The organism is Helicobacter vulpis (assembly GCF_003660395.1).
Lineage (GTDB): Bacteria > Campylobacterota > Campylobacteria > Campylobacterales > Helicobacteraceae > Helicobacter > Helicobacter vulpis.
The window spans coordinates 49,781-73,174 of sequence record NZ_QXQT01000009.1 but is presented as its reverse complement, the minus strand read 5'-3'; the positions used below and the strand labels follow the sequence as shown (position 1 = coordinate 73,174).

The 23,394-nt window shown below is 48.8% G+C and carries 21 protein-coding genes and 5 tRNA genes; 1 reads left to right on the top strand and 25 read right to left on the bottom strand.

Annotated features, from left to right (window positions below):
• The 21 genes from EAO38_RS04495 to EAO38_RS04400 form a co-directional block, all read right to left on the bottom strand.
• On the bottom strand, window positions 1-181 hold a 181-nt coding region (locus EAO38_RS04495; protein WP_162982678.1), incomplete at its 3' end, for a hypothetical protein.
• Between the two features lie 16 nt (window positions 182-197).
• Window positions 198-953, bottom strand: coding sequence for an ATP-binding cassette domain-containing protein (locus tag EAO38_RS08995; protein WP_205588347.1), 756 nt, complete (start codon window positions 951-953; stop codon window positions 198-200).
• On the bottom strand, window positions 940-1,683 hold the full coding sequence (locus EAO38_RS08990) for an ATP-binding cassette domain-containing protein (protein ID WP_205588346.1): 744 nt from the start codon (window positions 1,681-1,683) through the stop codon (window positions 940-942). The genes EAO38_RS08995 and EAO38_RS08990 overlap by 14 nt, the downstream gene beginning before the upstream one ends.
• Window positions 1,664-2,497 carry a nickel ABC transporter permease subunit NikC gene (gene nikC, locus EAO38_RS04485; RefSeq protein WP_205588345.1) on the bottom strand — a complete coding sequence of 278 codons (834 nt, stop codon included), beginning with the start codon at window positions 2,495-2,497 and terminating at the stop codon, window positions 1,664-1,666. The genes EAO38_RS08990 and nikC overlap by 20 nt, the downstream gene beginning before the upstream one ends.
• Complete coding sequence (locus EAO38_RS04480; RefSeq protein WP_121021502.1) at window positions 2,494-3,429, bottom strand: ABC transporter permease subunit; 936 nt, start codon at window positions 3,427-3,429, stop codon at window positions 2,494-2,496. Before EAO38_RS04480 ends, nikC begins: the two co-directional genes overlap by 4 nt.
• On the bottom strand, window positions 3,429-4,964 hold the full coding sequence (gene nikA / locus EAO38_RS04475; RefSeq protein WP_121021501.1) for a nickel ABC transporter substrate-binding protein: 1,536 nt from the start codon (window positions 4,962-4,964) through the stop codon (window positions 3,429-3,431). The genes EAO38_RS04480 and nikA overlap by 1 nt, the downstream gene beginning before the upstream one ends.
• A 199-nt stretch (window positions 4,965-5,163) precedes the next feature.
• On the bottom strand, window positions 5,164-13,827 hold the full coding sequence (locus tag EAO38_RS04470; protein ID WP_121021499.1) for a DNA-directed RNA polymerase subunit beta/beta': 8,664 nt from the start codon (window positions 13,825-13,827) through the stop codon (window positions 5,164-5,166).
• Between the two features lie 137 nt (window positions 13,828-13,964).
• Entirely contained in the window at window positions 13,965-14,339 is a 375-nt protein-coding gene (gene rplL, locus EAO38_RS04465; protein ID WP_121021497.1) for a 50S ribosomal protein L7/L12, read from the bottom strand.
• A 9-nt stretch (window positions 14,340-14,348) separates the two neighbouring features.
• Entirely contained in the window at window positions 14,349-14,831 is a 483-nt protein-coding gene (rplJ, locus tag EAO38_RS04460) for a 50S ribosomal protein L10 (protein WP_121021495.1), read from the bottom strand.
• A gap of 89 nt (window positions 14,832-14,920) precedes the next feature.
• Window positions 14,921-15,622, bottom strand: a complete 702-nt coding sequence (rplA, locus tag EAO38_RS04455) for a 50S ribosomal protein L1 (RefSeq protein WP_121021493.1) — start codon at window positions 15,620-15,622, stop codon at window positions 14,921-14,923.
• Window positions 15,623-15,624: 2 nt separating this feature from the next.
• Complete coding sequence (gene rplK / locus EAO38_RS04450) at window positions 15,625-16,053, bottom strand: 50S ribosomal protein L11 (RefSeq protein WP_121021491.1); 429 nt, start codon at window positions 16,051-16,053, stop codon at window positions 15,625-15,627.
• Between the two features lie 9 nt (window positions 16,054-16,062).
• Entirely contained in the window at window positions 16,063-16,590 is a 528-nt protein-coding gene (nusG, locus tag EAO38_RS04445; RefSeq protein ID WP_121021489.1) for a transcription termination/antitermination protein NusG, read from the bottom strand.
• Window positions 16,591-16,599: 9 nt separating this feature from the next.
• The gene (secE, locus tag EAO38_RS04440) at window positions 16,600-16,779 is read right to left on the bottom strand and encodes a preprotein translocase subunit SecE (RefSeq protein ID WP_121021487.1); all 180 of its coding nucleotides are present in this window, start codon (window positions 16,777-16,779) and stop codon (window positions 16,600-16,602) included.
• Between the two features lie 24 nt (window positions 16,780-16,803).
• Window positions 16,804-16,879: transfer RNA gene (locus tag EAO38_RS04435), tRNA-Trp, on the bottom strand.
• Between the two features lie 19 nt (window positions 16,880-16,898).
• Window positions 16,899-17,057: a 50S ribosomal protein L33 gene (rpmG, locus tag EAO38_RS04430; RefSeq protein WP_013468982.1), complete on the bottom strand. Its 159-nt coding sequence runs from the start codon at window positions 17,055-17,057 to the stop codon at window positions 16,899-16,901.
• 8 nt (window positions 17,058-17,065) lie between these two features.
• Complete coding sequence (gene tuf / locus EAO38_RS04425; protein ID WP_121021485.1) at window positions 17,066-18,265, bottom strand: elongation factor Tu; 1,200 nt, start codon at window positions 18,263-18,265, stop codon at window positions 17,066-17,068.
• 46 nt (window positions 18,266-18,311) lie between these two features.
• Window positions 18,312-18,387, bottom strand: a tRNA-Thr gene (locus EAO38_RS04420).
• 17 nt (window positions 18,388-18,404) lie between these two features.
• Window positions 18,405-18,481 (bottom strand) — tRNA-Gly (locus EAO38_RS04415).
• A gap of 2 nt (window positions 18,482-18,483) precedes the next feature.
• Window positions 18,484-18,569 (bottom strand) — tRNA-Tyr (locus tag EAO38_RS04410).
• Window positions 18,570-18,571: 2 nt separating this feature from the next.
• Window positions 18,572-18,644, bottom strand: a tRNA-Thr gene (locus tag EAO38_RS04405).
• Window positions 18,645-18,686: 42 nt separating this feature from the next.
• Complete coding sequence (locus EAO38_RS04400; RefSeq protein ID WP_121021483.1) at window positions 18,687-19,385, bottom strand: 5'-methylthioadenosine/adenosylhomocysteine nucleosidase; 699 nt, start codon at window positions 19,383-19,385, stop codon at window positions 18,687-18,689.
• A 102-nt stretch (window positions 19,386-19,487) separates the two neighbouring features.
• Between EAO38_RS04400 and EAO38_RS04395 the strand changes: the two genes are divergently transcribed.
• Window positions 19,488-20,516 (top strand): bifunctional 3,4-dihydroxy-2-butanone 4-phosphate synthase/GTP cyclohydrolase II, encoded by a 1,029-nt coding sequence (locus EAO38_RS04395; RefSeq protein WP_121021524.1) that lies wholly within the window; start codon window positions 19,488-19,490, stop codon window positions 20,514-20,516.
• 14 nt (window positions 20,517-20,530) lie between these two features.
• Here the strand turns inward: EAO38_RS04395 and EAO38_RS04390 are convergent, their stop codons facing one another.
• From EAO38_RS04390 to sodB, 4 genes are read right to left on the bottom strand one after another with little or no spacing between them, the layout of a single operon-like run.
• The gene (locus tag EAO38_RS04390; protein ID WP_121021522.1) at window positions 20,531-21,223 is read right to left on the bottom strand and encodes a tetratricopeptide repeat protein; all 693 of its coding nucleotides are present in this window, start codon (window positions 21,221-21,223) and stop codon (window positions 20,531-20,533) included.
• 22 nt (window positions 21,224-21,245) lie between these two features.
• Window positions 21,246-21,941, bottom strand: coding sequence for a carboxy-S-adenosyl-L-methionine synthase CmoA (gene cmoA / locus EAO38_RS04385; protein WP_121021480.1), 696 nt, complete (start codon window positions 21,939-21,941; stop codon window positions 21,246-21,248).
• Window positions 21,938-22,714 (bottom strand): thiazole synthase, encoded by a 777-nt coding sequence (locus tag EAO38_RS04380; RefSeq protein WP_121021478.1) that lies wholly within the window; start codon window positions 22,712-22,714, stop codon window positions 21,938-21,940. The genes cmoA and EAO38_RS04380 overlap by 4 nt, the downstream gene beginning before the upstream one ends.
• The gene (gene sodB / locus EAO38_RS04375) at window positions 22,714-23,355 is read right to left on the bottom strand and encodes a superoxide dismutase [Fe] (RefSeq protein WP_121021476.1); all 642 of its coding nucleotides are present in this window, start codon (window positions 23,353-23,355) and stop codon (window positions 22,714-22,716) included. Before sodB ends, EAO38_RS04380 begins: the two co-directional genes overlap by 1 nt.
• Window positions 23,356-23,394 lie beyond the last annotated feature (39 nt).

Here is a 23,394-nt window from a genome sequence, read left to right as displayed (position 1 = left end):
GGATGGCTTTAGCTTGCTCTTGTGTCTGTGCAAAATTGTAGAGTTTGGGGAGTTCTTGCTCTAGGGTGTAGGGGGTGAAGAGGGTGTTGTGCAGGGGGGGAGATGTAAGAGTCAAAGAGAGTGGGCATGGGGGGTCTTCTTGTGATCTACCTTGTTGTAGTTCTTTGGGGTATTTTAGCATGGGATGGGGGTCTATTTCATAATACCGCTTGGGCCAACTCCTTTCCTAAGGGGCTTGTAAAGGACTGGGTGGGGAGGATGCGCTCGACAATCTTGCCCTTGTCTAGCAAGATGATGTTATCACAAAAGGCCTTAGCTAGGCGCAGGTCGTGGGTGATAAAGAGAAAGCTAATCTCTTTTTTGAGTTCTTTTAAAAGGGTGATGATTTGGTGCTGCAAGACCAGGTCAAAGGAAGAGAGAGATTCGTCTAAAATAAGGAATTTGGGCGCGATCGCGCAGGCGCGCGCCAAACACACCCGCCCTAACTCGCCCCCACTTAAAAGAATGGCGCGCTTGTGAAGGTATTTTTTGGCGATTTGAAACATCTCGCATGCCTGCTGAATGCGCTCTGTGAGCTCTGCCCCCTTAATGTGGAGCAAATGCACTAAGGGTTCGGCTAAGACTTCATAGACGCTTAAAGAGGGGTTGACACAGCTTACCGGGTCTTGAAACACCATTTGAGCCTGTTTGTAGAAGGCGCGCCGCTCTGTGAGAGTGCCCATGCGCGCTCTTTGACCGAAAAATTCAATGTATGCGTGGGTGGGTTGGATAAAACCCATGAGGATATTGGCTAAAGTGCTTTTGCCAGAGCCAGAGAGCCCCATCAAACCCAGCGCGCGCCCCTGTTCTAAACTAAAAGAGATGTCCTTTAGCACGCTAAAATACCCCTTATTGCCAAAGAAGGAAAACACTTCATAGTTATGGTTGAGTTCAGAGACTTTAAGCGCTAGCATGTTGCCCTTTTCCAAAGTTTTTATAGGCCTCTATGAGTAACTTAGTTTGGGGGTGTATCGGGTTTTCAAAAACCTCTTGCACGCTTCCTCTTTGCACAATACGCCCCTCACTCACCACCAATACACGATCGGCGATGCGTTTGACTACGCCAAAATCATGGGTGATGAGCAAAAAGCCCACCTGCTTTTTTGCCTTCAAGTCTAATAAGAGTTCTAAAATCTTGCTTTGGGTAATGAGGTCTAGATCAGTAGTGGGTTCATCGGCGATAATGAATTGGGGTTCTTTGAGCAAAGCTAGGGCGATCATCGCCCTTTGCAACATCCCCCCGCTGAGTTCAAAGGGGTATTTGCGCAAAACACTAGAGTCCAAACACACATCTTCTAGGGCTTTTTCTATGCGCTTTTGCCCCGAAGTGTCCCATTTATCTATCACCTTCAAGCTCTCTATGGCATGCGCCTCGATGGTCATTAGTGTGTTAAAAGCGGTGCGGGGGTTTTGCATGATCGCACTCAAGTGGCGCGCATTGTAGGGCTGACCCCCTAAGCTCACTTGTGTACGCCCTTGAAAGCCAGAGGGAGTGAAGCCAAAAATAGACATGGCGCTCAAACTCTTCCCGCTCCCGCTCTTGCCTAGCATGGCTGTGATCTTAGAACGCTCTAGGTTAAATTCTAAATCTATGAGCGCGCTTTCTTGTTTGGCGATGTTGATCTTAATGTTTAAATGCTGCATTTTCCATTACCTTGCCAGAATCAAGTTTATCGCGCAAATAATCCCCAATGATATTAAAGCTCATCACACATAAAAACAACGCCGCGCCCGGGTAATAAATGAGCTCTGGATAAGTAAAGATAAAGTCTTTCGCATCGCTGATCATGATCCCCCATTCAGGCGTGGGGGATTTGACCCCCAGCCCCAAGAAGCTTAAGCCTGCGATGTGGAGCATGACATGTCCGATGTCCAAAGTGGCCACGATCACGCATTGGGCTAAAATGGGTTTGAGCATGTTTTTCTTGAAGTTTTCCACCCCTGAAGCCCCGCACATCTTGCTCACTAAGACGTATTCTTTATTCTTCAAGCTTAAGACAATGGAGCGCACAATGCGCGCGTACCACGCCCAGTGGGTGAGCGCGATGGCGATGATGATATTGGTCAGCCCCGTACCCAAGAGCCCCACTAAAAATAAAGAGAGCACAATTGTAGGCATCGCAAAGAAGAGGTCGCACACGCGCATTAAAATTTGATCAAAACGCCCGCCCACAAAGCCGGCCACACTCCCCACGACCCCGCCCACGCCCACAATCAAGACTAAAGTTAAAAACACGCAGCTTAGAGAAATGCGCGCCCCATAGATCAAGCGGGCAAAATTATCTCGACCTAGATGATCTGTGCCTAAGAGATGTTCAAAAGACATGGGCAAAAATTTGCCCAAGAGATCGATGTCCTCAGGTTTGTAATGCGTGATGTAGGGGGCAAAGAGGGCTAGGGCGAACATGGTTGCTAAAATACATAGGGCCAGTACAATGGGCAAATGGTGTAATTTCATTGATACCCCAATCGGATACGCGGATCGATCCACACATAGCATAGATCAATAATGAGATTAGAGAGGATGAAAATCCCTCCCATTAAGAGCATAAAGGCTAAAATCACGGGGTAATCATTGTTCAAAATCGCGCCCACGATCCAGTTGCCCGTGCCCGGGTAGGCAAAGACATTTTCTACCACAATGGCCGCGCCCACCAGCTCCCCAAAATGCATGCCCACCGCTGTAACCACTGGCAAAAGCGCGTTTCTTAAAATGTGGCTCAAGACCAAACGCGTTTTTTGTACCCCGCGCATTTTGGCGTAATTCACATGCCTAGCGTGCATGTTTTCTAGCATGTTGGCTCGAATCAAGCGCGCGCTAATGGCGATGGACATAAAACTAATGGCAAAGGCGGGCATGAGCAAATGGGCCAAGCCCCCCAAACCAAAGGGAGGCAACCACCCCAATTTGACTGAGAAAAAACCAATGAGTACAAAGCCAAACCAAAAATTAGGGGTACACACCCCCAAGAAGGAGAAAAAACGGATGGCGTAATCTACAAAGCGATCTTTAAATACCGCAGAGAGTACCCCTAAGGGCAGGGATAGTCCAAAAGTCAAAAGCAATGCTAAGGCGATGAGCTTCAAGCTATTTTTAAAATAGTAGATCATATCTGGAGTAACCGCCCTGGCACTCATGTAAGAAATACCCAAATCCCCATGCGCGGCGTTTTTGAGCCAAAGGGCATATTGTTCCAAGAGAGGCTTATCTAGCCCCAAGTGGGCGCGCGCCATTTGCAAAGCCGCATCGGTGGGCGCAATTCCTGAGGCGTTGAGATAACTCATGGCTGCGTCCGTGCCATTGAGCCGCAACATAAAGAAGATCACAAAGGACACGATGAAGAGCATCGGGATGATGAGCAAAGCCCGTTTAAAGATGTACTGGCGCATTAGGGTTGAGGATACATCTGTTCAAAAGGGATGATATTGGATAGATTCAAGGCGCGCACGCCGCCGACTTTTTTATTGCTGATGGCGATATTGGTTTCATAGGAAATAGGGATGTATACAGCCTGATCATGCAGGGTTTCTAAAACCCACTTGATGAAGGTGTCCTTGGCACGGGGGTTAAAGGTGGTGAGCATTTTAGAGATTTGCGCATCAATTTTGGGCTTGAGCTTGAGGCCTGATTGGGCTTGATAGTCTGCATGCGAGGGGGTGCGCATCGAGGCTAAAAACATCTCTGGGTCATAGGGAAGCCCCCAAGTGCGATTAAAGATCAAATGGAAATCCCCGCTTTTTTGCCGTTTATAAAACATACTGCTCTCGCTGGCCTTCAGTTCCACATCCACCCCGATTTTTCTAAAATTGGCTTGGGCGATCTGGGCGACTGATTTGAAGGCGGCGTTATGCCCCTCGTAGACAAAATCTAGACTAAGTTTTTTGCCATGTTTGTAGCGGTAACCATCTTTGTGCAATACCCAGCCATCTTTTTGCAAGAGCGCGTTAGCCGCCTTGAGATCAAAGCGGTAGGCTTTAGAGTCAATATTGCAATGGGGCAGGTCTTTAGAAAACAAGAAGCCTGCGGGCTTTTGGGTGTCAAAGAAGACATTCTTTGTGATGAGCTCCTTATTCAAGGCCATGTTCAAGGCCTTGCGCACACTCAGATCGGAGGTGGGGAATTTTTTAGAATTGAGCGCGACCACTAAGGTGTTGATCGGTTCAGATAAAGAGACATTGAAGTTCTTTTTTAGATCGCTGATCACATCTAAGGGGATTTGTTCGCTAGCATAAATGAGGTCAATTTGGCCGGTTTTGAGGGCGACAATCTTGGTGTTGGGGTTGGGGATCACCTTACCCACTACTTTATCATAATGGGCTTTCTCTCCCCAATAATGTTCATTTTTTACAAAGGTATCGCTCACGCCTAGTTGAGAACTCTCCAGCTTAAAGGGCCCTGTGCCCACAGCCTGTTTAATCCCCTCTTTGCTTTGGTTATTGATCATCGCCTTAGGGGACATAAAGCGATAGGGGCGAATCAAGCTAAGTTCTTTCAAGGTGGGTTCATAGGGGTGTTTGAGATTGAGGGCGATCGTGTAAGGGTCGACCACCTCACAATTGATCAAGACATTAGAGAGCTCTAACCAAGTGTGGCGATCCAAATTATTTAAAATCGCGTCAAAATTTGCCTTGACCGCTTGGGCATCAAATTTTGTCCCATCGCTAAAGTATACATCTTCTCTGAGTTTAAAGACATAGCGCTTGCCCCCATTTTCAACCTTCCAACTGGTGGCTAGGTGGGGGTGGATATTGCCCTTTTCATCATAGCGCGTGAGGGCTTCATAGACCATCGCTTGGGCAAACATTTCATTGGGTGAATAGAGGTGGGGGTTGAGCGGCCCGACATTTTGCGAGGTGGCAAAGTTCAAGGTACTCGCCCAAGTACAAGAGCACAGAGCCGCCATCCAAAGAGCTTTTTTGAACATAAAACTGCCTTTTTTAGTGGTAATTGTATTATTATAGCCTAATTTATGTTACTTGTCAAATACTAAAATGCTCAAACTTATTATGATAAAGTAATTTTACATATGCTAATCTGAAGACTTGATGGAACTACTGGAGTTGGCAAAATGGGGCCCCTAAGCGATTCAAGGGGGCAGCAGCCCCGCGCGCGGGGCTTTTTAGTTAATCATTCTGCTCTTCTAACTTGAGACAGACCCTTTTGTCTTTGTACAGCCCCGTACCCACAGGGATCATGCGCCCCAAGACCACATTTTCTTTCAAGTCCTCTAAGAAGTCCTTCTTCATAGCGATGCTGGCTTCTGTGAGTACCTTCGTGGTTTCTTGGAAAGAAGCCGCTGAGATAATGCTATCGCTCCCAATGGCTGCGCGGGTGATTCCTAGTAACACGGGCTCGGCGATGGCCGGTTCCCCCTTAAGGGCTAAGATGCGTTGGTTTTCTTCTTTGAAATGCTTTTTGCTCACCAAATCCCCCTCGATAAATTTCGTGTCCCCGCTATCCAAAATGCGCACTTGGCGCAACATCTGCGAGACGATAATCTCGATGTGTTTGTCCGCAATGCTCACCCCCTGACGGCGATAGACCTGTTGTACTTCGCTCACGATGTATTTGTGGAGCTCTTTTTCCCCACTGATACGCAAAATATCATGGCTGCTCACTACCCCCTCTGTGATCGCCTCGCCCGCGTGCACAAATTCATTGGGGTGTACTAAAATTTGCTTGCCCTTGTCTACGAAGTACTCCACACTGCGCCCCTCTGAGGACGTGATGATCACGCGTTCTTTATTGCGCACCGCTTTGCCAAAGCTCACTACGCCATCGATCTCAGAGAGAATCGCGGTGTCTTTAGGCTTGGATTTGCGCGCCTCAAAAATGTCTGAAACACGGGGTAAGCCCCCTGTGATGTCCTTAGACTTGGCGGTGGCTTTAGGGATTCTAGCCAAAACATCGGCCACTTCTACCTGCGCTCCCTCTGTTACCACGATGGAGGTCTTGGGTTCTAGGGAGTAGAACACGCCCTCCTGCCCCTCGCACTCTATGTACAAACGGGGTTTCAAGTCGCTGGGCACATGCTCGTTGATGGTCGTCGAGGTCGCCCCCGTTGTGTCATCCTCTTTAGTGGTGATACTCACCCCGACAATCAAATCTATGAAACGCACCACCCCTTTTACATCTGCAATAACAGGTGTGCTGTAAGGGTCCCATGTCGCGATGAGATTTTTTGCCTCCTGATTGGCTTCTACTAATAAGGTCTCTTTTTCCACCGCGCTATTGTCCTCCACCTTAACAAGCGAACCGCGCGCGATGTAGTGGCGAATCGCCTCTTGGTCGTTTTCATCAGCCACTACGGCAAATAAGCCCTTCTCTTCTACCACCATGCCCGCCTTGATGTCTAGGGCGCGCTCTAAATGATCGCCCACCAAATTATAGTAGCGCACCACACCCTTTTCTTTGGCATAGATGTCTTGGGTGATGGGATCATTGTCGTTAATAGCGATCTCGCTGGCATAGGGGATGCGGTTGGGCACATTCCAGCCATCCTTAATAATGTCTGCAATACTCCCACCTTGACGGACAGCATGCCCGCTTTCATAGGGCAAATAGATTTTCCCCTCAATCTTGCCGCTCACTCCGGCCAATTCATTGGGTTTAGCCACATCGCTTTTGCGCAACACAAAACGCGCCTCTTGATTAGCACCAACCACATTCACGATCACCTCCTCATGGCTGTGATCGATTTTTAACACTCCATCAAAAGGGGCTTTGATCTTGGGTTCGACCACAAAGATGGCCGCGTTGCGGCGGTTGGCGATGATATTTTTCCCCTCTTTATTGCGATAGGTTTTGATGTTGAAGAAACGCACGAAGCCTTCCTTGCTAGCCACAATCTCGCGCTCCTCTTGACTTCTAGAAGCAGTCCCGCCCACGTGGAAGGTACGCAAAGTGAGTTGGGTGCCTGGCTCGCCAATGGACTGGGCGGCCACCACCCCCACCGCTTCACCCGGTTTAACCATCTTGCCCTCGCCCAAATTCAGACCATAGCACTTCGCACACACCCCCTTATGCGCCTTGCAAGTTACCGGGGTGCGAATCGTAACCGATTTGATCCCCGCTTCGATGATTTTTCTAGCCTTTTCTTCATCAATGAGGGTGTCTGTATTGAGCAAGATCTCATTGGTGAGGGGATCGATGATGTCCTCTACCAAAATGCGCCCAAAGATGCGCTCTTCTAAAGGCTCAATAAGCTCGCTCCCCACAGTAATATCGGTGATCTCAATGCCTTCATGCGTGCCGCAATCCTCTTGAACCACCTTCACATTTTGGGCGACATCGATGAGTTTGCGCGTCAAATACCCCGCTGTAGCGGTTTTGAGCGCGGTGTCGGCTAGCCCCTTGCGCGCCCCGTGCGTGGAGTTGAAATACTCTAGCACATTCAAGCCCTCTTTGAAGTTGGAGATGATAGGGGTTTCAATGATCGTACCATCGGGTTTGGTCATTAACCCGCGCATGCTGCCTAATTGCCTGATTTGCGTAGAAGAACCGCGCGCGCCACTATCAGCCATCATGTAAATGGAGTTAAATCCCTGCTTGTCCTCGGCGATGGTGTCCATCATCTCTTTACCCGTCAATTCATTGACTTCCCCCCAAATGTCAATGATCTTATTGGTTCTCTCTTGACTGCTCAAGCTACCGCTTTCAAATTGGGCTTGGATGGATTTGACCTTTTCTTTAGCCTCTTCTACGAGGCTGTGTTTGTGCGTGGGGGTGATGATGTCGTCCATGGAGATAGAAATGCCCGCCTTAGTCGCATACCTAAAGCCCAACATTTTTAGATCGTCTAAAAAGCGCGCGGTTTGGCCGATTCCGCTTTCTTTATGCACAAAGTCCACCAACGCCCCGATGTCCTTCTTCTTCATCACCCGATTCCACAAATGAGGGGGTACGAAATCGGGCAAAATGGATTTGAGCACCAAACGCCCCGCGCTGGTGTGCAAGACATGGTGGCCTTGTAACACGCGTACCTTGGCATGGATGTCCAATTCCTTAGCGTCTATGGCGGTGAGTACTTCATGTACGCTAGAAAAGAGTTTGTGCTCGCCTAGTACCCCGCTCTTCTCCAAAGAGAGATAGTAAAGCCCTAGCACCATGTCCTGACTGGGCACGGCCACCGCCTTCCCACTGGCGGGCAAGAGAATGTTCATAGAACTTAACATAAGCACCTTGCACTCAGTGATGGCCTCTTGACTCAAGGGGACATGCACGGCCATTTGATCCCCATCAAAGTCGGCGTTAAAGGCCGAGCACACAAGGGGGTGGAGTTGAATCGCCTTGCCATCAATGAGTTTAGGGTGGAAGGCTTGGATGGATTGCTTGTGCAAGGTGGGCGCGCGGTTGAGCAAGACCGGGTAACTGTGCACGATTTCTTCTAGGCATTCCCAAACTTCATTGGTTTTTTGCTCGATCATGCGCTTGGCCTGTTTGAGCGTGGTCGCAAAGCCCTTTTCTTCTAGTTTTGAAAGCAAATGGGGTTTGAAAAGCTCTAGGGCCATAGTCTTGGGCAGGCCGCATTGATCCATCTGCAAATTAGGCCCCACCACAATCACGCTACGCCCTGAGAAATCCACCCGCTTGCCTAGCAAGTTTTGGCGGAATCGTCCTTGCTTGCCCTTGATGATCTCAGAGAGGGATTTTAAGGGGCGTTTGTTCGCGCCTTTAACCGCGTTGGCGTTGCGCCCATTGTCAAACAACGCATCAACGGCTTCTTGTAACATACGCTTTTCATTGCGTACAATGATTTCTGGCGCGCCCAACTCCATGAGTCGTTTCAAGCGTTGGTTGCGATTAATCACCCGGCGATACAATTCATTGACATCGCTCACGGCGAATTTACCCCCATCTAAAGCCACAAGGGGGCGTAAATCTGGGGGCAGGACGGGCAAAGCGGTGAGCACCATCCACTCGGGGCGATTGCCCGAATTTAAAAAGCTTTCTACGACCTTAAGGCGTTTGATAAGCCTTTTTTTCTTAGCGTCCGAGCTAGTCCCCTTGATCTCCTCTTTGAGGCTTTTGAGTAAGGACATCAAATCCAACTCTTCTAAGAGTTGTTTGATCACTTCCCCGCCCATGTGCGCCACAAACCCCCTATTTTCATAATAGCGCGCGATATTTTGGAATTGCTCCTCGTTTAAAATGTCGTATTTGCAGACTGGCTTGGTGTTTTCATGGTCGTAAAAGGCCTCCCCGGGTTCTTGCACAATATAGGCCTCATAGTAGAGCACGCGCTCCAAATCCTTCATTTTAATGCCTAAAAGCGTGCCAATGCGGCTAGGTAGAGAATTGACATACCAAATATGCGCCACAGGGGTGGCTAATTCAATATGCCCCATGCGAAAAGAGCGCACCTTAGAGCTGGTGATAGCTACCCCGCATTTCTCACAGCTCCCAATGGTCTTATAGCGGGGTTTTTTATACTTCCCGCACAGGCATTCGTAATCTTTGGTGGGCCCAAAGATTTTCATGCAAAAGAGGCCATCCCGTTCGGGTTTGAGGGTGCGGTAATTGATGGTCTCTGGCTTTTTGACCTCCCCATAACTCCACTCGCGAATTTTATCTGGGCTGGCTAAGGTGAGCTGGAAAGAGCTAAAGTCTTTAGGGCGTTCGTCCTCTTTGATGGCGATGGGCTTAGAGACACCAAATTCGTCCACTTCATCCCCAAAGATATTCACATCTAGCCCCAAGGACTGCAATTCTTTAGTGAGGACATAGAAAGTTTCAGGGATTTCAGATTCGCCCACATGTTCGCCCCGTGCTACCGCTTTATAGGCGTTCTCGCGCCCCTTGATGTCATCAGATTTGACCGTGAGCATTTCTTTGAGCGTGTGGGCTGCCCCATAGGATTCTAGTGCCCACACCTCCATTTCCCCAAAGCGTTGCCCTCCAAAGAGGGCTTTCCCGCCAACAGGTTGCTGGGTTACCAAAGAATAAGGCCCTGTGCTTCTGGCATGCACTTTTTCATCCACCAAGTGGTGGAGTTTGAGCATGTACATATAGCCCACATTCACCCGCTCTTTCATCTTTTCGCCCGTGCGTCCGTCATAAAGCTCGATCTTGCCATCGGGATCGATCTGGGCCAACTCAAAAAGGCGTTTGAACTGTTCTTCGCTAATGCCCTCAAAGACGGGAATAGCAAATTTCACCCCTGAGCTCCAATCGCGCGCGTAGGCGAGCAAGGTTTCATCTGGGCAATTTTCTAGCATTTTGGCCAGTGTGTCGTTTTGGACATTGACCACATGGGCGATCTCTAGCATTTTGGCGCGCAATTTAGAGAGCATGTCTTGGGTGTGCTCTTTTAAAAGCGTGTCAATTTGTGCGCCTAGCTGTTTGCCCACCAAGCCTAAATGCACTTCTAGGATCTGGCCAATATTCATCCGGCTTGGCACACCCAGAGGGTTGAGTACAATATCTACAGGTTGCCCATCGGCCGTATAGGGCATGTCGGCTATGGGCACGATATTAGAGACAATGCCCTTATTGCCATGCCGTCCGGCCATTTTATCACCCACCTTGAGCTTGCGCTTGGTGGCGATGTAGACTTTTACTTGTTTGATTACCCCATTGGGTAAAATATCGTCTTTCTCCAAAATGGAGAGTTTTTCTTCGTGTTCTTCGCCCAAAATTTTCTTTTGTTCTAAGAAATTTATCTTGATGTGCTCGAATTGATCTTGAATGCCCTTTTTGTACTTTTTGGCCAAAGAGGCGAGGCCAAAGCGGTTGATCTCCATCACCACTTCCTTAGGGATTTTGCTCCCTTTAGGATAGGTGGTGTCGTTTAGATTAGCGCTCTCTTGCAGGGGTTCTTTAGAAAAAAGCGCGCTGATTTGCAAGAGTTCTTCGCGATTGAGCATGGTAAGGCGATCGTAATGCTCGATGTCCAATGCGGCCTTTTCCTCCTCATAGGCACTAATGGCGCGCGCGTCTTTTTCATAACCTTTTTTAGTGAGGATATGCACCCCAATCACAATCCCCTCTAAAGAGGGGGGGCAATAAAGCGACTTATTGACCACATGCCCGGCCTTGTCCCCAAAGATAGCGCGCAAAAGCCGCTCTTCTGGCGTGCTCTTCATCTCGCCCTTGGGCGAAACCTTGCCCACTAAAATCATCCCGGCATTGACATAGGTCCCAATCTTGACAATCCCCCCGCTGTCCAAATGCGCGACTTCTTCTTCCTTGACATCCGGAATGTCCGGGGTGAATTCTTCGATCCCGTGCTTGAGTTCCCTTGCTTCAATTTCCTTCTCATAGACATGTACGGAGGTGAACACATCATCTTTAGTGATCTTCTCGCTCACCACGATCGCGTCCTCAAAATTATAACCATTCCAAGGCATGAACGCCACGCGGATATTCTTGCCTAAGGCCAATTCCCCTGCATCCATGCTTGGCCCATCGGCGATAATCTGCCCGGCCTCCACGCGATCGCCCACTTTCACGATGGGGTTTTGGTTAAAACAAGTGTTTTGGTTGGTGCGCAAATTCTTTTGCAACAAATAAGCGTCAATATAGGTCTGCTCCCCCTCGCCTAGAATGTAAATATTCTTAGAATCCACCTTTTCTACGATCCCGCTGCGCGTTGCCTTGATACTCCCCCATGAATCGCGCGCGACAATGCTTTCAATCCCCGTTCCCACAATGGGGGCTTCTGATTTGAGAAGGGGGACGGCTTGGCGTTGCATATTCGTACCCATCAAGGCGCGGTTAGCGTCATCATGCTCTAAAAAGGGGATCAAAGAAGCCGCTACGCCCACGAGCATGCGCGAGCTCAAATCCATCAGGGTAACCTTGTGTTTTTCGCGCATGACAATTTCCCCGCCCACGCGCGCTTCTAAGAAATCATCTAGAATATGCCCTTGTGCGTCTATGCGCGTGCTTGCTGGGGCGATCACCTGCCCTTCTTCTTGGATCGCAGTCAAGTAGACCACTTCCTCGCTCACTCTGCCATCGATCACCTTTCTATAGGGGGCTTCAATGAAGCCTAAGTCATTGACCCGTGTAAAGGTAGAAAGGGTGTTGATGAGCCCGATATTTTGCCCCTCAGGGGTTTCAATGGGACAAATACGCCCATAATGGGTGGGGTGCACATCTCTAGCCTCAAAGCCCACGCGATCTTTGACCAACCCGCCCTCACCCAGCGCAGAGAGGCGGCGTTTATGCGTCACCTCAGAGAGGGGGTTGGTTTGATCCATAAACTGGGAGAGTTGCCCGCTCATGAAGAACTCTAAAATAGTGCTGGTGATCATCTTAGAATTGACTAAATCATGGGGCATGAGCGCGTCTAGAGAGCTGTTCATGGTGGTGAGTTTGTCCTTGATGGTCTTTTGCATTTTCATCAAGCCCTCATGCAACTCATTGGCCAAGAGCTCGCCCACCGCGCGGATTCGGCGGTTGCCCAAGTGATCGCGATCGTCAATTTGCCCCTGCCCGTTCTTGATCTTGATGAGGTATTTCATGGTGGCGATGATGTCCTCATGGGTGAGCACGGTCACATAATCGGGCACTTTGACATGCAATTTGTGATTCATTTTCATGCGCCCCACCATAGTTAGATCGTAGCGCTCAGGATCAAAGAAGAGCTGTTGTACATAGGCCTTGGCCACATCTGGGGTTACTGGATCACCTGGGCGCATGACCTTGTAAATGCGCACCGCGGCCAACGCGCTTTCATCTTCAATTTTTTCGCTCTGCTTGAGCAGGCGCAACGCTTCCGCATCGCCTAGAAAGGAGTGAATCAACGCCGCATCATGACCTAGGGCTAAATCATTGGCGATCACAAATTCACTCACGCCGGCTTCTTGGATTTTTTCTAGTTTGGGGGCTTCTAGCAAAGTGAGGCTATCTAGTAAAACCTCCCCTTGAGAATCTAAAATAGGTTCAGCCAAATAGCGGTTGCGCAAAATATCGCTGGGGTATTCCACCCATTCAATTTTGCTCTCTTTGAGTTCTTTGAGCTTTTTGCTGCTCACTTTTTTATTCGCGCTAACCAACAAGTTGCCCTGCGTATCCTTGATGTCAAACTCAATGCGTTCGTTGAGATTGACATTCTCAAAGGGGATGAAGTACTTGCCCTGATCACAACGCACTTTCAAAAGGGGGTAGAAAATGCGGATAATGTCCTGCTTGCTATAGCCTAGCGCGCGAAAGAGAATGGTAGCAGAGACCTTGCGGCGTTTGTTGATACGCACATGCAAGATGTCTTTAGCGTCGTATTCAAAATACAGCCATGAGCCTCGATCGGGGATGATCTGCCCGGTGTAGATGAGTTTATTCGCGCTGGTGGTGGATTTCTCTTCTTTAAAAATCACCCCGGGGCTGCGGTGTAATTGGTTGACCACCACGCGCTCCACCCCATTGATGATAAAAGAAGTGCGATCGGTCATCAAGGGGATTTCGCGAATAAAGATACTCTGTTCTTTGATGTCCTTAGTCCCTAGTCTCTCTCCGGTTTTGGCATCCTTTTCCCATAGAATCAAGCGAATCTTAATTTTCAAGGGTACAGAGTAGGTGATGCCCCGCTCCATCGCTTCGCGCACGGTGTACTTGCTCTTGCCGTATTCGCAATCCACATATTCTAAACTGATGCGATTTTGGGTATCATGAATGGGGAAGACGGATTTAAACACCCGTTCAATCCCGCTCTCTCTGCCCTCTTTAGGATAGAGAAACGCCTCATAGCTGTCTTTTTGCAAAAGCAATAAATTGGGAACTTCCAACTCCTGAGCCATTTTTGTAAAATCCGCACGCAAGCGGTGAGTCAAGCTTGAATATTGCATGTTAAAACCTTTGTGGGATGTGTAAAGTTGGCATTGTAGATAAATAGCCACGCGCATTTACCTAAAATGTCGGCTTTAGCAAACACGCATGGAAATCCCCTTAAAATAACATTCCCCCCTCCTTTTTTAAAGGCGATTCACTTGATCTCAGCCTTCGCCCCGACTTCTTCTAATTTCTTTTTGAGCGTTTCGGCCTCTTCTTTATTCACGCCCTCTTTGAGCACATGGGGGGTTTTCTCAGTGGCTTCTTTGGCCTCTTTCAAGCCCAAGCCAGTGATCTCGCGCACCACCTTAATGACCTTAATCTTCTCAGCCCCGGTTTCGGCCAACACCACACTAAATTCGGTCTTTTCTTCCACCGCTTCAGCGGCCACAGCCCCCCCCGCTCCAGCCACCACAGTGGGTGCCGCGCTCACGCCAAACTTCTCTTCAAAGGCTTTGACCAGTTCAGAGAGTTCTAGCACGCTCATGTTTCCAATATGCTCTAAAAGCTCCTCTTTGCTAATTGCCATGTTGATCCTTTATGCTTCTTCTTTTGATTTTCTCAGATTGTCCAGACCGGTAACAAAATACCTTGCTGGCGCGCTCCACACTGACAACAACATGCCAATGAGTTCTTGCTTGCTGGGGAGCTTAGAAATCGCCTCAATGTGCGCGCCATCTACAGCCTGCTTTTCATATAGCCCAAGCTTCACGCTGAAGTGTTCCTTATGCTCCTTAGCAAAGCCCATCACCACTTTTGAGAGCGCGATTTGATCACCGCCCCAAACAAATAAATTCGTCTCTTTGAGTTCTAAAGAGGGTAGTTGCGCTTCTTGGAGCGCGAGGCTGGCTAGAGTGTTCTTAATCACCTGCACTTTAATGCCCTGCGCGCGTGCTTGGGCGCGCAACTGCTCCAAATGCTTCACACTCAAGCCCTTGTAATCGCACACGGCTAAGGCTTCCATGCCGGCAAAAGCGTCCTTTAGGGTGGCAACCAACTCTTGCTTTTCTTCCTTGTTCATGATTCCTCCTTTCCGACTTCAACTTCCACAAGGCAACCCATAGGGGTTATTCAAGTCCAAAGACCCTTGTTTCTTCAGTCTAAGATCAACTACTTGACATCCATCAATTCTTGGGCGTTGAGACGCACGCCCGGGGACATGCTCAAGGACACCACACTATTGCGGATATACTTCCCCTTAGAGGTGCTAGGTTTGAGCTTATTGACCGCGCGCACCAATTCAAGCATATTCTCTTTAATTTGCGCAACTCCAAAGCTGGCCTTGCCCACAGGGGCGTGCAAATTGCCCTTTTTATCCACGCGAAAATTCACCTGCCCGCTCTTGGCATTGCTCACGGCCTTTTTGATGTCCATGGTAACCGTGCCCGTTTTAGGGTTGGGCATCAAGCCCTTAGGGCCTAAAATGCGCCCCACCTTGCCCACCACGGCCATCATGTCCGGAGTGGCGATCACCATGTCAAAATTGGTATTCCCATTCTTGATTTCTTCAGCCAAATCCTCGCCCCCGACCACATCGGCCCCCGCTTCTTTGGCTTCATCTAGTTTAATATCCTTAGCAAAGACGGCCACGCGCACTTTTTTGCCCGTGCCATGGGGCAAAACCACCGCCCCGCGCACCATTTGATCGGCATGTCTTGGGTCCACCCCTAGACGCAACGCCACTTCCACAGTTTCATCAAATTTAGCCGAAGCTAGGGATTTGAGCACCCCCACACCCTCCTCTAAACTATAAACCTTTTCTCTTTCAAATTGACCCGCTAATTTTGCTAACCGTTTTGCTAACTTTGCCATTGCTATCCTTCCACAATCTCAATGCCCATGCTCTTAGCGCTGCCCATCACAATGCGTTTTGCCGCTTCTAAATCCGTGGTGTTGAGATCTTCTAACTTATTTTTAGCGATCTCTTCTACCTGTTGCATGCTCAACTGCCCTACTTTGTTTTTCAAGGGGTTATCTGCCCCCTTAGCCACCCCGCTGGCCTTTTTGATGAGATCGGTCATCGGGGGTTTTTTGGTGATAAAGGTAAAACTCTTATCCTGATAAACCGTGATGATCACTGGGATATTAAAACTCCCCATGTCCTTTGTTCTCTCGTTAAACGCCTTGCAAAATTCCATGATATTGACCCCCCTTTGGCCTAAAGCCGGACCTACGGGCGGGGAGGGATTGGCTTTCCCAGCTGGGATTTGCAATTTAATTTCGCCGACAACCTTTTTTGCCATGCACTCTCCTTAGATGATTTTTTCCACTTGAGAATATAAAATCTCAATCAAGGTGTTGCGCCCAAAGATGGAGACATTGAGTTTGAGTTTGCGGTGCTCTACATCGTATTCCTCCACTGTGGCAGTGAAGTTAGCAAAGGGACCCTCAATGATGCGCACCACCTCGCCCTTTTCGTAGTAAATCTTGGGTTTGGGCGCGGCGCGGTTGGTCATCTTCTCTAAAATATTGCCAATGTCCGCATCGCTTAGAGGCGTGGGTTTTTTGCTCTCTCCAATAAAACGGCTCACCCGTGGCAGAGATTGGATTTTATGCCATAACACCGTGTCTAAATCCACCTTAATAAAGACATACCCGGGATAAAGGGAGCGTTCTGTAACTTTATTCTTACTCTTTTTGGAGAGCTCAATCACATCTTCAGTGGGTACAATCACCTCTTGCACCCGATCCTCAATATTATTCTCTCTGACCATGTTTTCAATGGCCTTTTTAACCGCCTGCTCGCTTCCTGAATAGGTCTGAATCGCATACCACTCCATCAAAACCCCCTACAGAATGCTAGCCACAAAAGACGACAAAACAAAATCGATCAAAGCCAAAAACAAGGTAATGATGCTCACCACAACCACCACAGAAACTAGGGCATTGCGAATCTGCTCTTTGAGCGGGAAGATCACCTTTGATAGCTCTTCTTTTGTCAATCTATAATGGGATAACCACTTTTTCATTCCACCAACTTTCTTTTGCCACCATGGCAGGCCAGGAGGGACTCGAACCCCCAACAATCGGTTTTGGAGACCGGCGCTCTACCATTGGAGCTACTGACCTATGTCCCCCCCAAGCACCCCTAGCTTTTGAGTTTAACCTCTTTATGCGTGGTGCGCTTATTCTCCCTAGGGCAAAATTTTTTGAGCTCCAGTTTTTCCGTGTTTGTCTTGGCATTCTTGGTTGTGCTGTAATTGATTTCTGCACAATCTGCGCATTTCAAACCAACCTTGATTTTCATGCTTATCCCTATTCAAGGATCTTTGTTACCACGCCCGCGCCCACGGTTTTACCGCCTTCACGGATGGCAAATTTTGTACCCACTTCTAGAGCGATAGAACTGATGAGCTCCACCACGATTTTGGTGTTATCCCCGGGCATGATCATTTCAGTGCCCTCAGGCAAGGTGATAGAGCCGGTTACATCGGTGGTGCGTACATAGAATTGGGGGCGATAGCCATTGAAAAAAGGCGTGTGGCGGCCGCCCTCTTCTTTGGAGAGCACATACACCTCGCCTTCAAATTTCTTATGAGGTGTGATGGAGCCGGGTTTACAAAGCACCATACCCCTAAAGACTTCTTCTTTCTTGGTGCCTCTGAGCAACACGCCCACATTGTCGCCCGCTTCGCCCTTGTCAAGCTCTTTGCGAAACATTTCCACACCAGTAACGGTGGTTTTTTGGGTGTCTTTAATCCCCACAATTTCCACTTCATCGCCAATTTTGACCACGCCACGCTCAATCCTACCAGTTACCACAGTGCCACGCCCTGCAATGGAGAACACATCTTCTACGGGCATCAAGAAGGCTTTTTCTGTGTCGCGCTCAGGGGTGGGCACATAACCATCCACTTGTGCCATCAAATCGAGCACTTTTTGCCCCCATTCGCCGATGTTGCCGGATTTGGCTTCTTCTAGGGCTTTGAGCGCGGAGCCGGCAATAATAGGGGTGTCGTCCCCGGGGAAGTCATAGGCGCTCAAGAGTTCGCGCACTTCCATTTCTACGAGGTCTAAGAGTTCTTGATCGTCTACCATGTCTTGCTTGTTCAAAAACACCACGATATGGGGTACACCCACTTGGCGTGCGAGTAGAATATGCTCACGGGTTTGGGGCATGGGGCCATCAGCCGCTGAAACGACCAAAATCGCGCCGTCCATTTGGGCAGCGCCGGTGATCATGTTTTTGACATAGTCGGCGTGTCCGGGGCAGTCCACATGGGCATAGTGGCGGTTTTCTGTAGAGTATTCAATGTGAGAAGTGGCGATGGTAATGCCCCTTTCTTTTTCTTCGGGGGCGTTGTCAATGTTGTCATAGTCTTTGAGCTCGGCTAAACCTTTTAGGGATAGCACGGCAGAAATCGCTGCGCTCAAAGTGGTTTTACCATGGTCCACATGCCCGATGGTACCCACATTGACATGGGGTTTGTTTCTTTCAAACTTTGCTTTTGCCATTTGCGCTCCTATATTTAAATTTTAAAGCCTTTAGGGATAGTTGCACTGGAGCCCATAAGCGGAATTGAACCGCCGACCTCTTCCTTACCAAGGAAGTGCTCTAACCCCTGAGCTATATGGGCATCTAAAAACCCCCTAATGGAGCGGGAAACGGGACTCGAACCCGCGACCCTCAGCTTGGAAGGCTGATGCTCTAGCCAACTGAGCTATTCCCGCGCTGGTGGTGAGACGTGGATTCGAACCACGGAAGACGAAAGTCAGCAGATTTACAGTCTGCCCTCGTTGGCCACTTGAGTATCTCACCGGAGCTGGCTAAGGGACTTGAACCCCCAACCTGCTGCTTACAAGGCAGCTGCTCTACCAATTGAGCTAAGCCAGCACTAACACAAATTTTAATTATAACACTTTTTTTATCTACTTGTCAAGTAGCCATCTTTTCTAGCATGTTGAAGACAAAGCGCGCGCTGGTTTGGGCACTTTGGGCTAAAAAGCGATCAAAATCCTGCGGGGCTTCTCCATTAGCGCTATCGCTCACACTGCGCAGTACACAAAAGGGCACGCCAAAATTCGTGCACACAAAGCCCACGCTGGCCCCCTCCATCTCCACCACATCTGCCCCGAAGTCGCGTACCAATTCTGCCTTGCGTTCTTTGGAGCTGACAAATTGATCGCAAGTGGCGACCACCCCGCTTTTAAGCACAATGTCCAAATCCTGTGCCACGCTCTGGGCTAGGGCGTTTAATTTGGGATCGCTTTGCACAAATAGCGCACTCTCCGGGATAAAGCCTAAAGGGTGTCCAAAGGCGCATAGATTCACATCGGCTTGGCAAAGTTTGGTCGCTAGTAGCAGATCGTTAATGCGCAAGTGAGGGGCAAGCCCCCCCGCCACCCCACTAAAAATCAAGGCTTGTACGCCATAACGCAACAACATCGTACTGGCCGTGGTGGCGGCATGCACCTTGCCGATCTTGCTATAGGCTAACACGATACGCATGCCCTTAAAGGGGATCAAATAAAACACATTGCCCCCTATGTTTTCCTGCGTGTGCGCGCCAAAGAGGGCTAAAAAAGGGGCGATCTCCTCGGGCATCGCGCCCATCACCCCGATAATCTTTTCCATGATCATCCTTTGCAAAGCGCGTATTTTAACATGGTTTTTTTAAACTCTGAGTGTTGTTTTCATTTTGTGCTACAATGGCGCGATCAATTCAAAGGGGATATGATGCAAGGCGTTTTAGAGAGAGTGCAAGAGGCCATTATGGCCATCCAACAAGGACATCTTATTATTCTTATGGACGATGAAGATCGCGAAAATGAGGGGGATTTGGTGATGGCCGGGGAGTTTAGCCATCCAGACAAGATCAATTTCATGGCCAAACATGCCCGTGGGCTGATCTGTGTTTCCCTCACCAAAGAGCTGGCTCATCGTTTTGATTTACAGCCCATGGTACCCCATAACGATTCTAAGCACGAAACAGCCTTCACAGTTTCTATAGACGCGCGCCAAGCTAAAACGGGGATTTCTGCCTATGAGCGATCCTTGACCATTGAGTTGCTCTGTCGCGAAAGTACATGCGCGCAAGATTTTGTGCGCCCCGGGCATATCTTCCCCCTTGTGGCTAAAGATGAGGGGGTGTTGGTGCGCACGGGGCACACAGAGGCGAGCGTGGATTTATGCAAGTTAGCCGGGCTAAAACCAGTGAGTGTGATCTGTGAGATCATGAAAGAAGATGGTTCGATGGCACAACGGGGAGATAAGTTCTTGCTAGACTTCGCCCAAGAACATCAGCTTAAAATTTTGTATGTGTCGGATTTAGTGAGTTATCGCCTCCAAACCGAAAATCTCGTGCATTTGGTGTATAGCGCGCCCGCGTGTTTTATGGATTACCATTGCACCTATATTAAACTCCTAGATCATCTCCAACGCGAACACCATGTTTATCAATTTGGCAATCCTGCCGTGCCTTTAGTGCGCTTCCATGTGGTGCAAAATGACCACACCTTTTTAAGCCATCCAGAACAGTATCACTTTTTTCTAAGAGCCCTGCAAACACTGCATGCCCAAGGGGGTTACCTCGTCTTCATTGATCCACAAGCCAAGACAGACACCATGAAAAGCTTTGGGGTGGGGGCGTTGATTTTAAAGAGTTTAGGGATTGGGGATTTTAAGCTCATCACCACGCAAGACAACCCAGAATACACGGCTTTAAGGGGCTTTGGTTTAAATCTACTAGAGACTTTGCAACCCTAGCACCTTGCACTCCTTTAGTTCTTGTGCTTTAGCTCCTTTAGGAGCCAACAAGAAGTGTCAAAACCCATATTGCAAGCCTTTTGGTAGTATTGGCGCGCTTTTTCTTTGTCGGGCTTGACACCTTTACCATGTGCATACATAATTCCCAAATTACTGTAAGCTGCGGGCTCCCCCATGTCTGCTGCCTTTTGGTAGTATTCTTTGGCTTTGGCGTAATCTTTGGGGATGCCTTCATCACCCTCATACATCGATCCCGCATCGAGATAGCCTGCTGCATATCCCATGTCGCCTGCTTTTTTGAAGTATTGCAGGGCTTTTTTATTATCTGGCTTCACAGCGCATTCGAATCTATCGCAATCGCCACCCACTTCATACAGATAGCCTAGGCAAAAATAAGCCTCTGCACTCCCTAAATCCGCTGCTTTTTTGTAATAGAACAAGGCTTGCGCATAATCACTAAAACCACTATCACTGTCGCTATACAGATCCCCCAAACCGATATAACCCTTAACACTCCCCATATCTGCTGCTTTTTGAAAGTATGTGAAAGCCTTGTTGTAATTTTTGCGATGATAAGCCTTGTTGGCTATAGAGAGGTATTGTTTAATTTGCTGGGCTTTTGTTTGGTTGTCATGGGCAAAAAGACTTGCCATACAACACAGACTGATGAGGGCTATCTTAAGGATGTTTTTAGCGGTGCGTGTCATCTCTCTGCTTTTTAGGATCAATCTAAACCTTACGGGCAATCAAGAGCCCAAAATTCACCCACTTAAAGAGTACCTCTACATGCTTAAAGCCCGCTTGCTCCAAAAGGGCGGTGTTTTCTTGCAAACTATAGGGCACAAGCACATTTTCTAGGGCTTCTCTTTTAAAGGTGATTTCGCTTAGGGTGTATCCCTGCGCTTGCTTGTAAAGATAGTAAAGTTCGACCATCTGCTTGTCTAAAATGCGATCCAAGCTCATCATTTTCTCGGCTACCACCACCACGCCCCCGGGCTTTAGGGCGGCAAAAATGCGCTCGATCAAGGCTTGGCGTTGCAAGGGTCTAATGAATTGCAAAGTGTAGAGCAAGACAACGGCCCCGGCATTGTCTAAAGAGGTGTTTAAGAGATCTTCGCAACGCCAAGTTACCTTAGCAGTTTGCAATTTTTCTTGCGCCTTTTCTAGCATGCTTGGGGCGTTATCCACGCCCACTAAAAGCGCATCGGGGAGCAAGGGGGCTAGGATGGCTAAGAAATTGCCCGTAGAACAGCCTAGATCATAAACCACGCCCTCTAAGTCTTGGGCTACAAAGTGGCTAGCAAGCTTTAGGGTTTCTTGGTAGTAGGGGATAGAACGGGTGAGCATGTCATCAAACATGCCCGCCACTTGGCTGTCAAACTCAAAGCGTTTGGGTAAAGCGGTGCTAAAAAGGGTGTCCTTCACAACTGCGCTAGCCCAAAGACGGGCGAGCTAGGACTCGCGTAAGCTTTTTTAGGGATACGCCCGGCTAAATAACTCTTGCGCCCGGCTAGCACGGCAAATTTCATGCTCTCAGCCATGAGCACGGGGTCTTTAGCTAGGGCGATGGCAGAGTTGGTGAGCACCCCATCAGCCCCAAGCTCCATAGCCATGCTCGCATCGGAGGCACAGCCCACGCCCGCATCCACAATCACGGGCACTTTTACAGCTTCTTTAATAAAACCAATGTTATAGCGGTTTTGAATCCCTAGCCCGCTACCTATGGGGGAGGCTAAGGGCATCACCGCGCTTGCGCCCGCGTCTTCTAGCTTTTTAGCCATAATCGGGTCGTCATTGCTGTAAGCGAGCACACAAAAACCCTCTTTAGCTAAGATTTCACAAGCATTTAAGGTTTCCATGACATCTGGATAAAGCGTTCGATCATCCCCGATGATTTCTAGCTTGATAAAAGTAATCCCCGTGGCTTCTTTGACTAGCCTAAAAAGGGCGATGGCTTCTTTGGCGTTGGTGCATCCGGCCGAATTGGGCAAAAAGCTAATGTCCGTGTCTTTGAAAGTGTCTAATAAATTTTCACTACTAGGGTCGGTGATATTGACTCGCCTAACTGCCACGGTGAGCATCTGCGCCCCGCTGGCTAGCGTGGCTTGCTTGGTGGTGGCAAAATCCTTATACTTGCCACTGCCCACAATCAAGCGGGAGGCAAAGGCTTTAGAGCCGATGATGAGGGGGTCGTGCATTAGGCTTTCTTATGCACGATCTGGTTGATGTAGTAATCCACAGAGCCTACGCCCTCTTTTTTAGCCCACTCCAAGCACTGGGAGACAAATGCCCAGTTGATGTGTTCGTAGAATTTTTCTAGATACACGGGGCGGGCGTTCTTGTGGTCAATGTAGTAGGCATGTTCCCACACATCTACCACCAAGAGGGGGACTTTTTTGTCTGTAACGGGGGTTTGGGCGTTGCTGGTTTGCACGATTTCAATCTTGCCATTAGCGGGGTTGAAAACCGCCCAATTCCAACCTGAGCCAAAAAGAGTGGTCGCGCTTTTGAGAAAAGCCTCTTTAAAGCTCTCCAAAGAGCCATAATCATGTTCTAGCGCGCTTTTGAGCTCATCGCTCATCTCTGTCGCTTTAGGACTCAAGCAGTCCCAATAAAAATCGTGGTTGTAGATTTGGGCGGCGTTGTTAAAGACCCCCCCGCTAGACTTGGTCAAAATGCTAAACAGGCAACTATCTTTAAATTCGCTGTCTTTAACCAAGTTGTTAAGATTATTGACATAGCCTTGGTGGTGTTTGCCATGGTGGAAGTCAAAGGCCGTAGGGCTTAAAAAATCCCCCATGCTGTCTTTGCTGTAGGGCAACTGGCGTAAAGTGAACATTGTGTCTCCTTCAAATTAAATTGAGCGCGCATTATAACA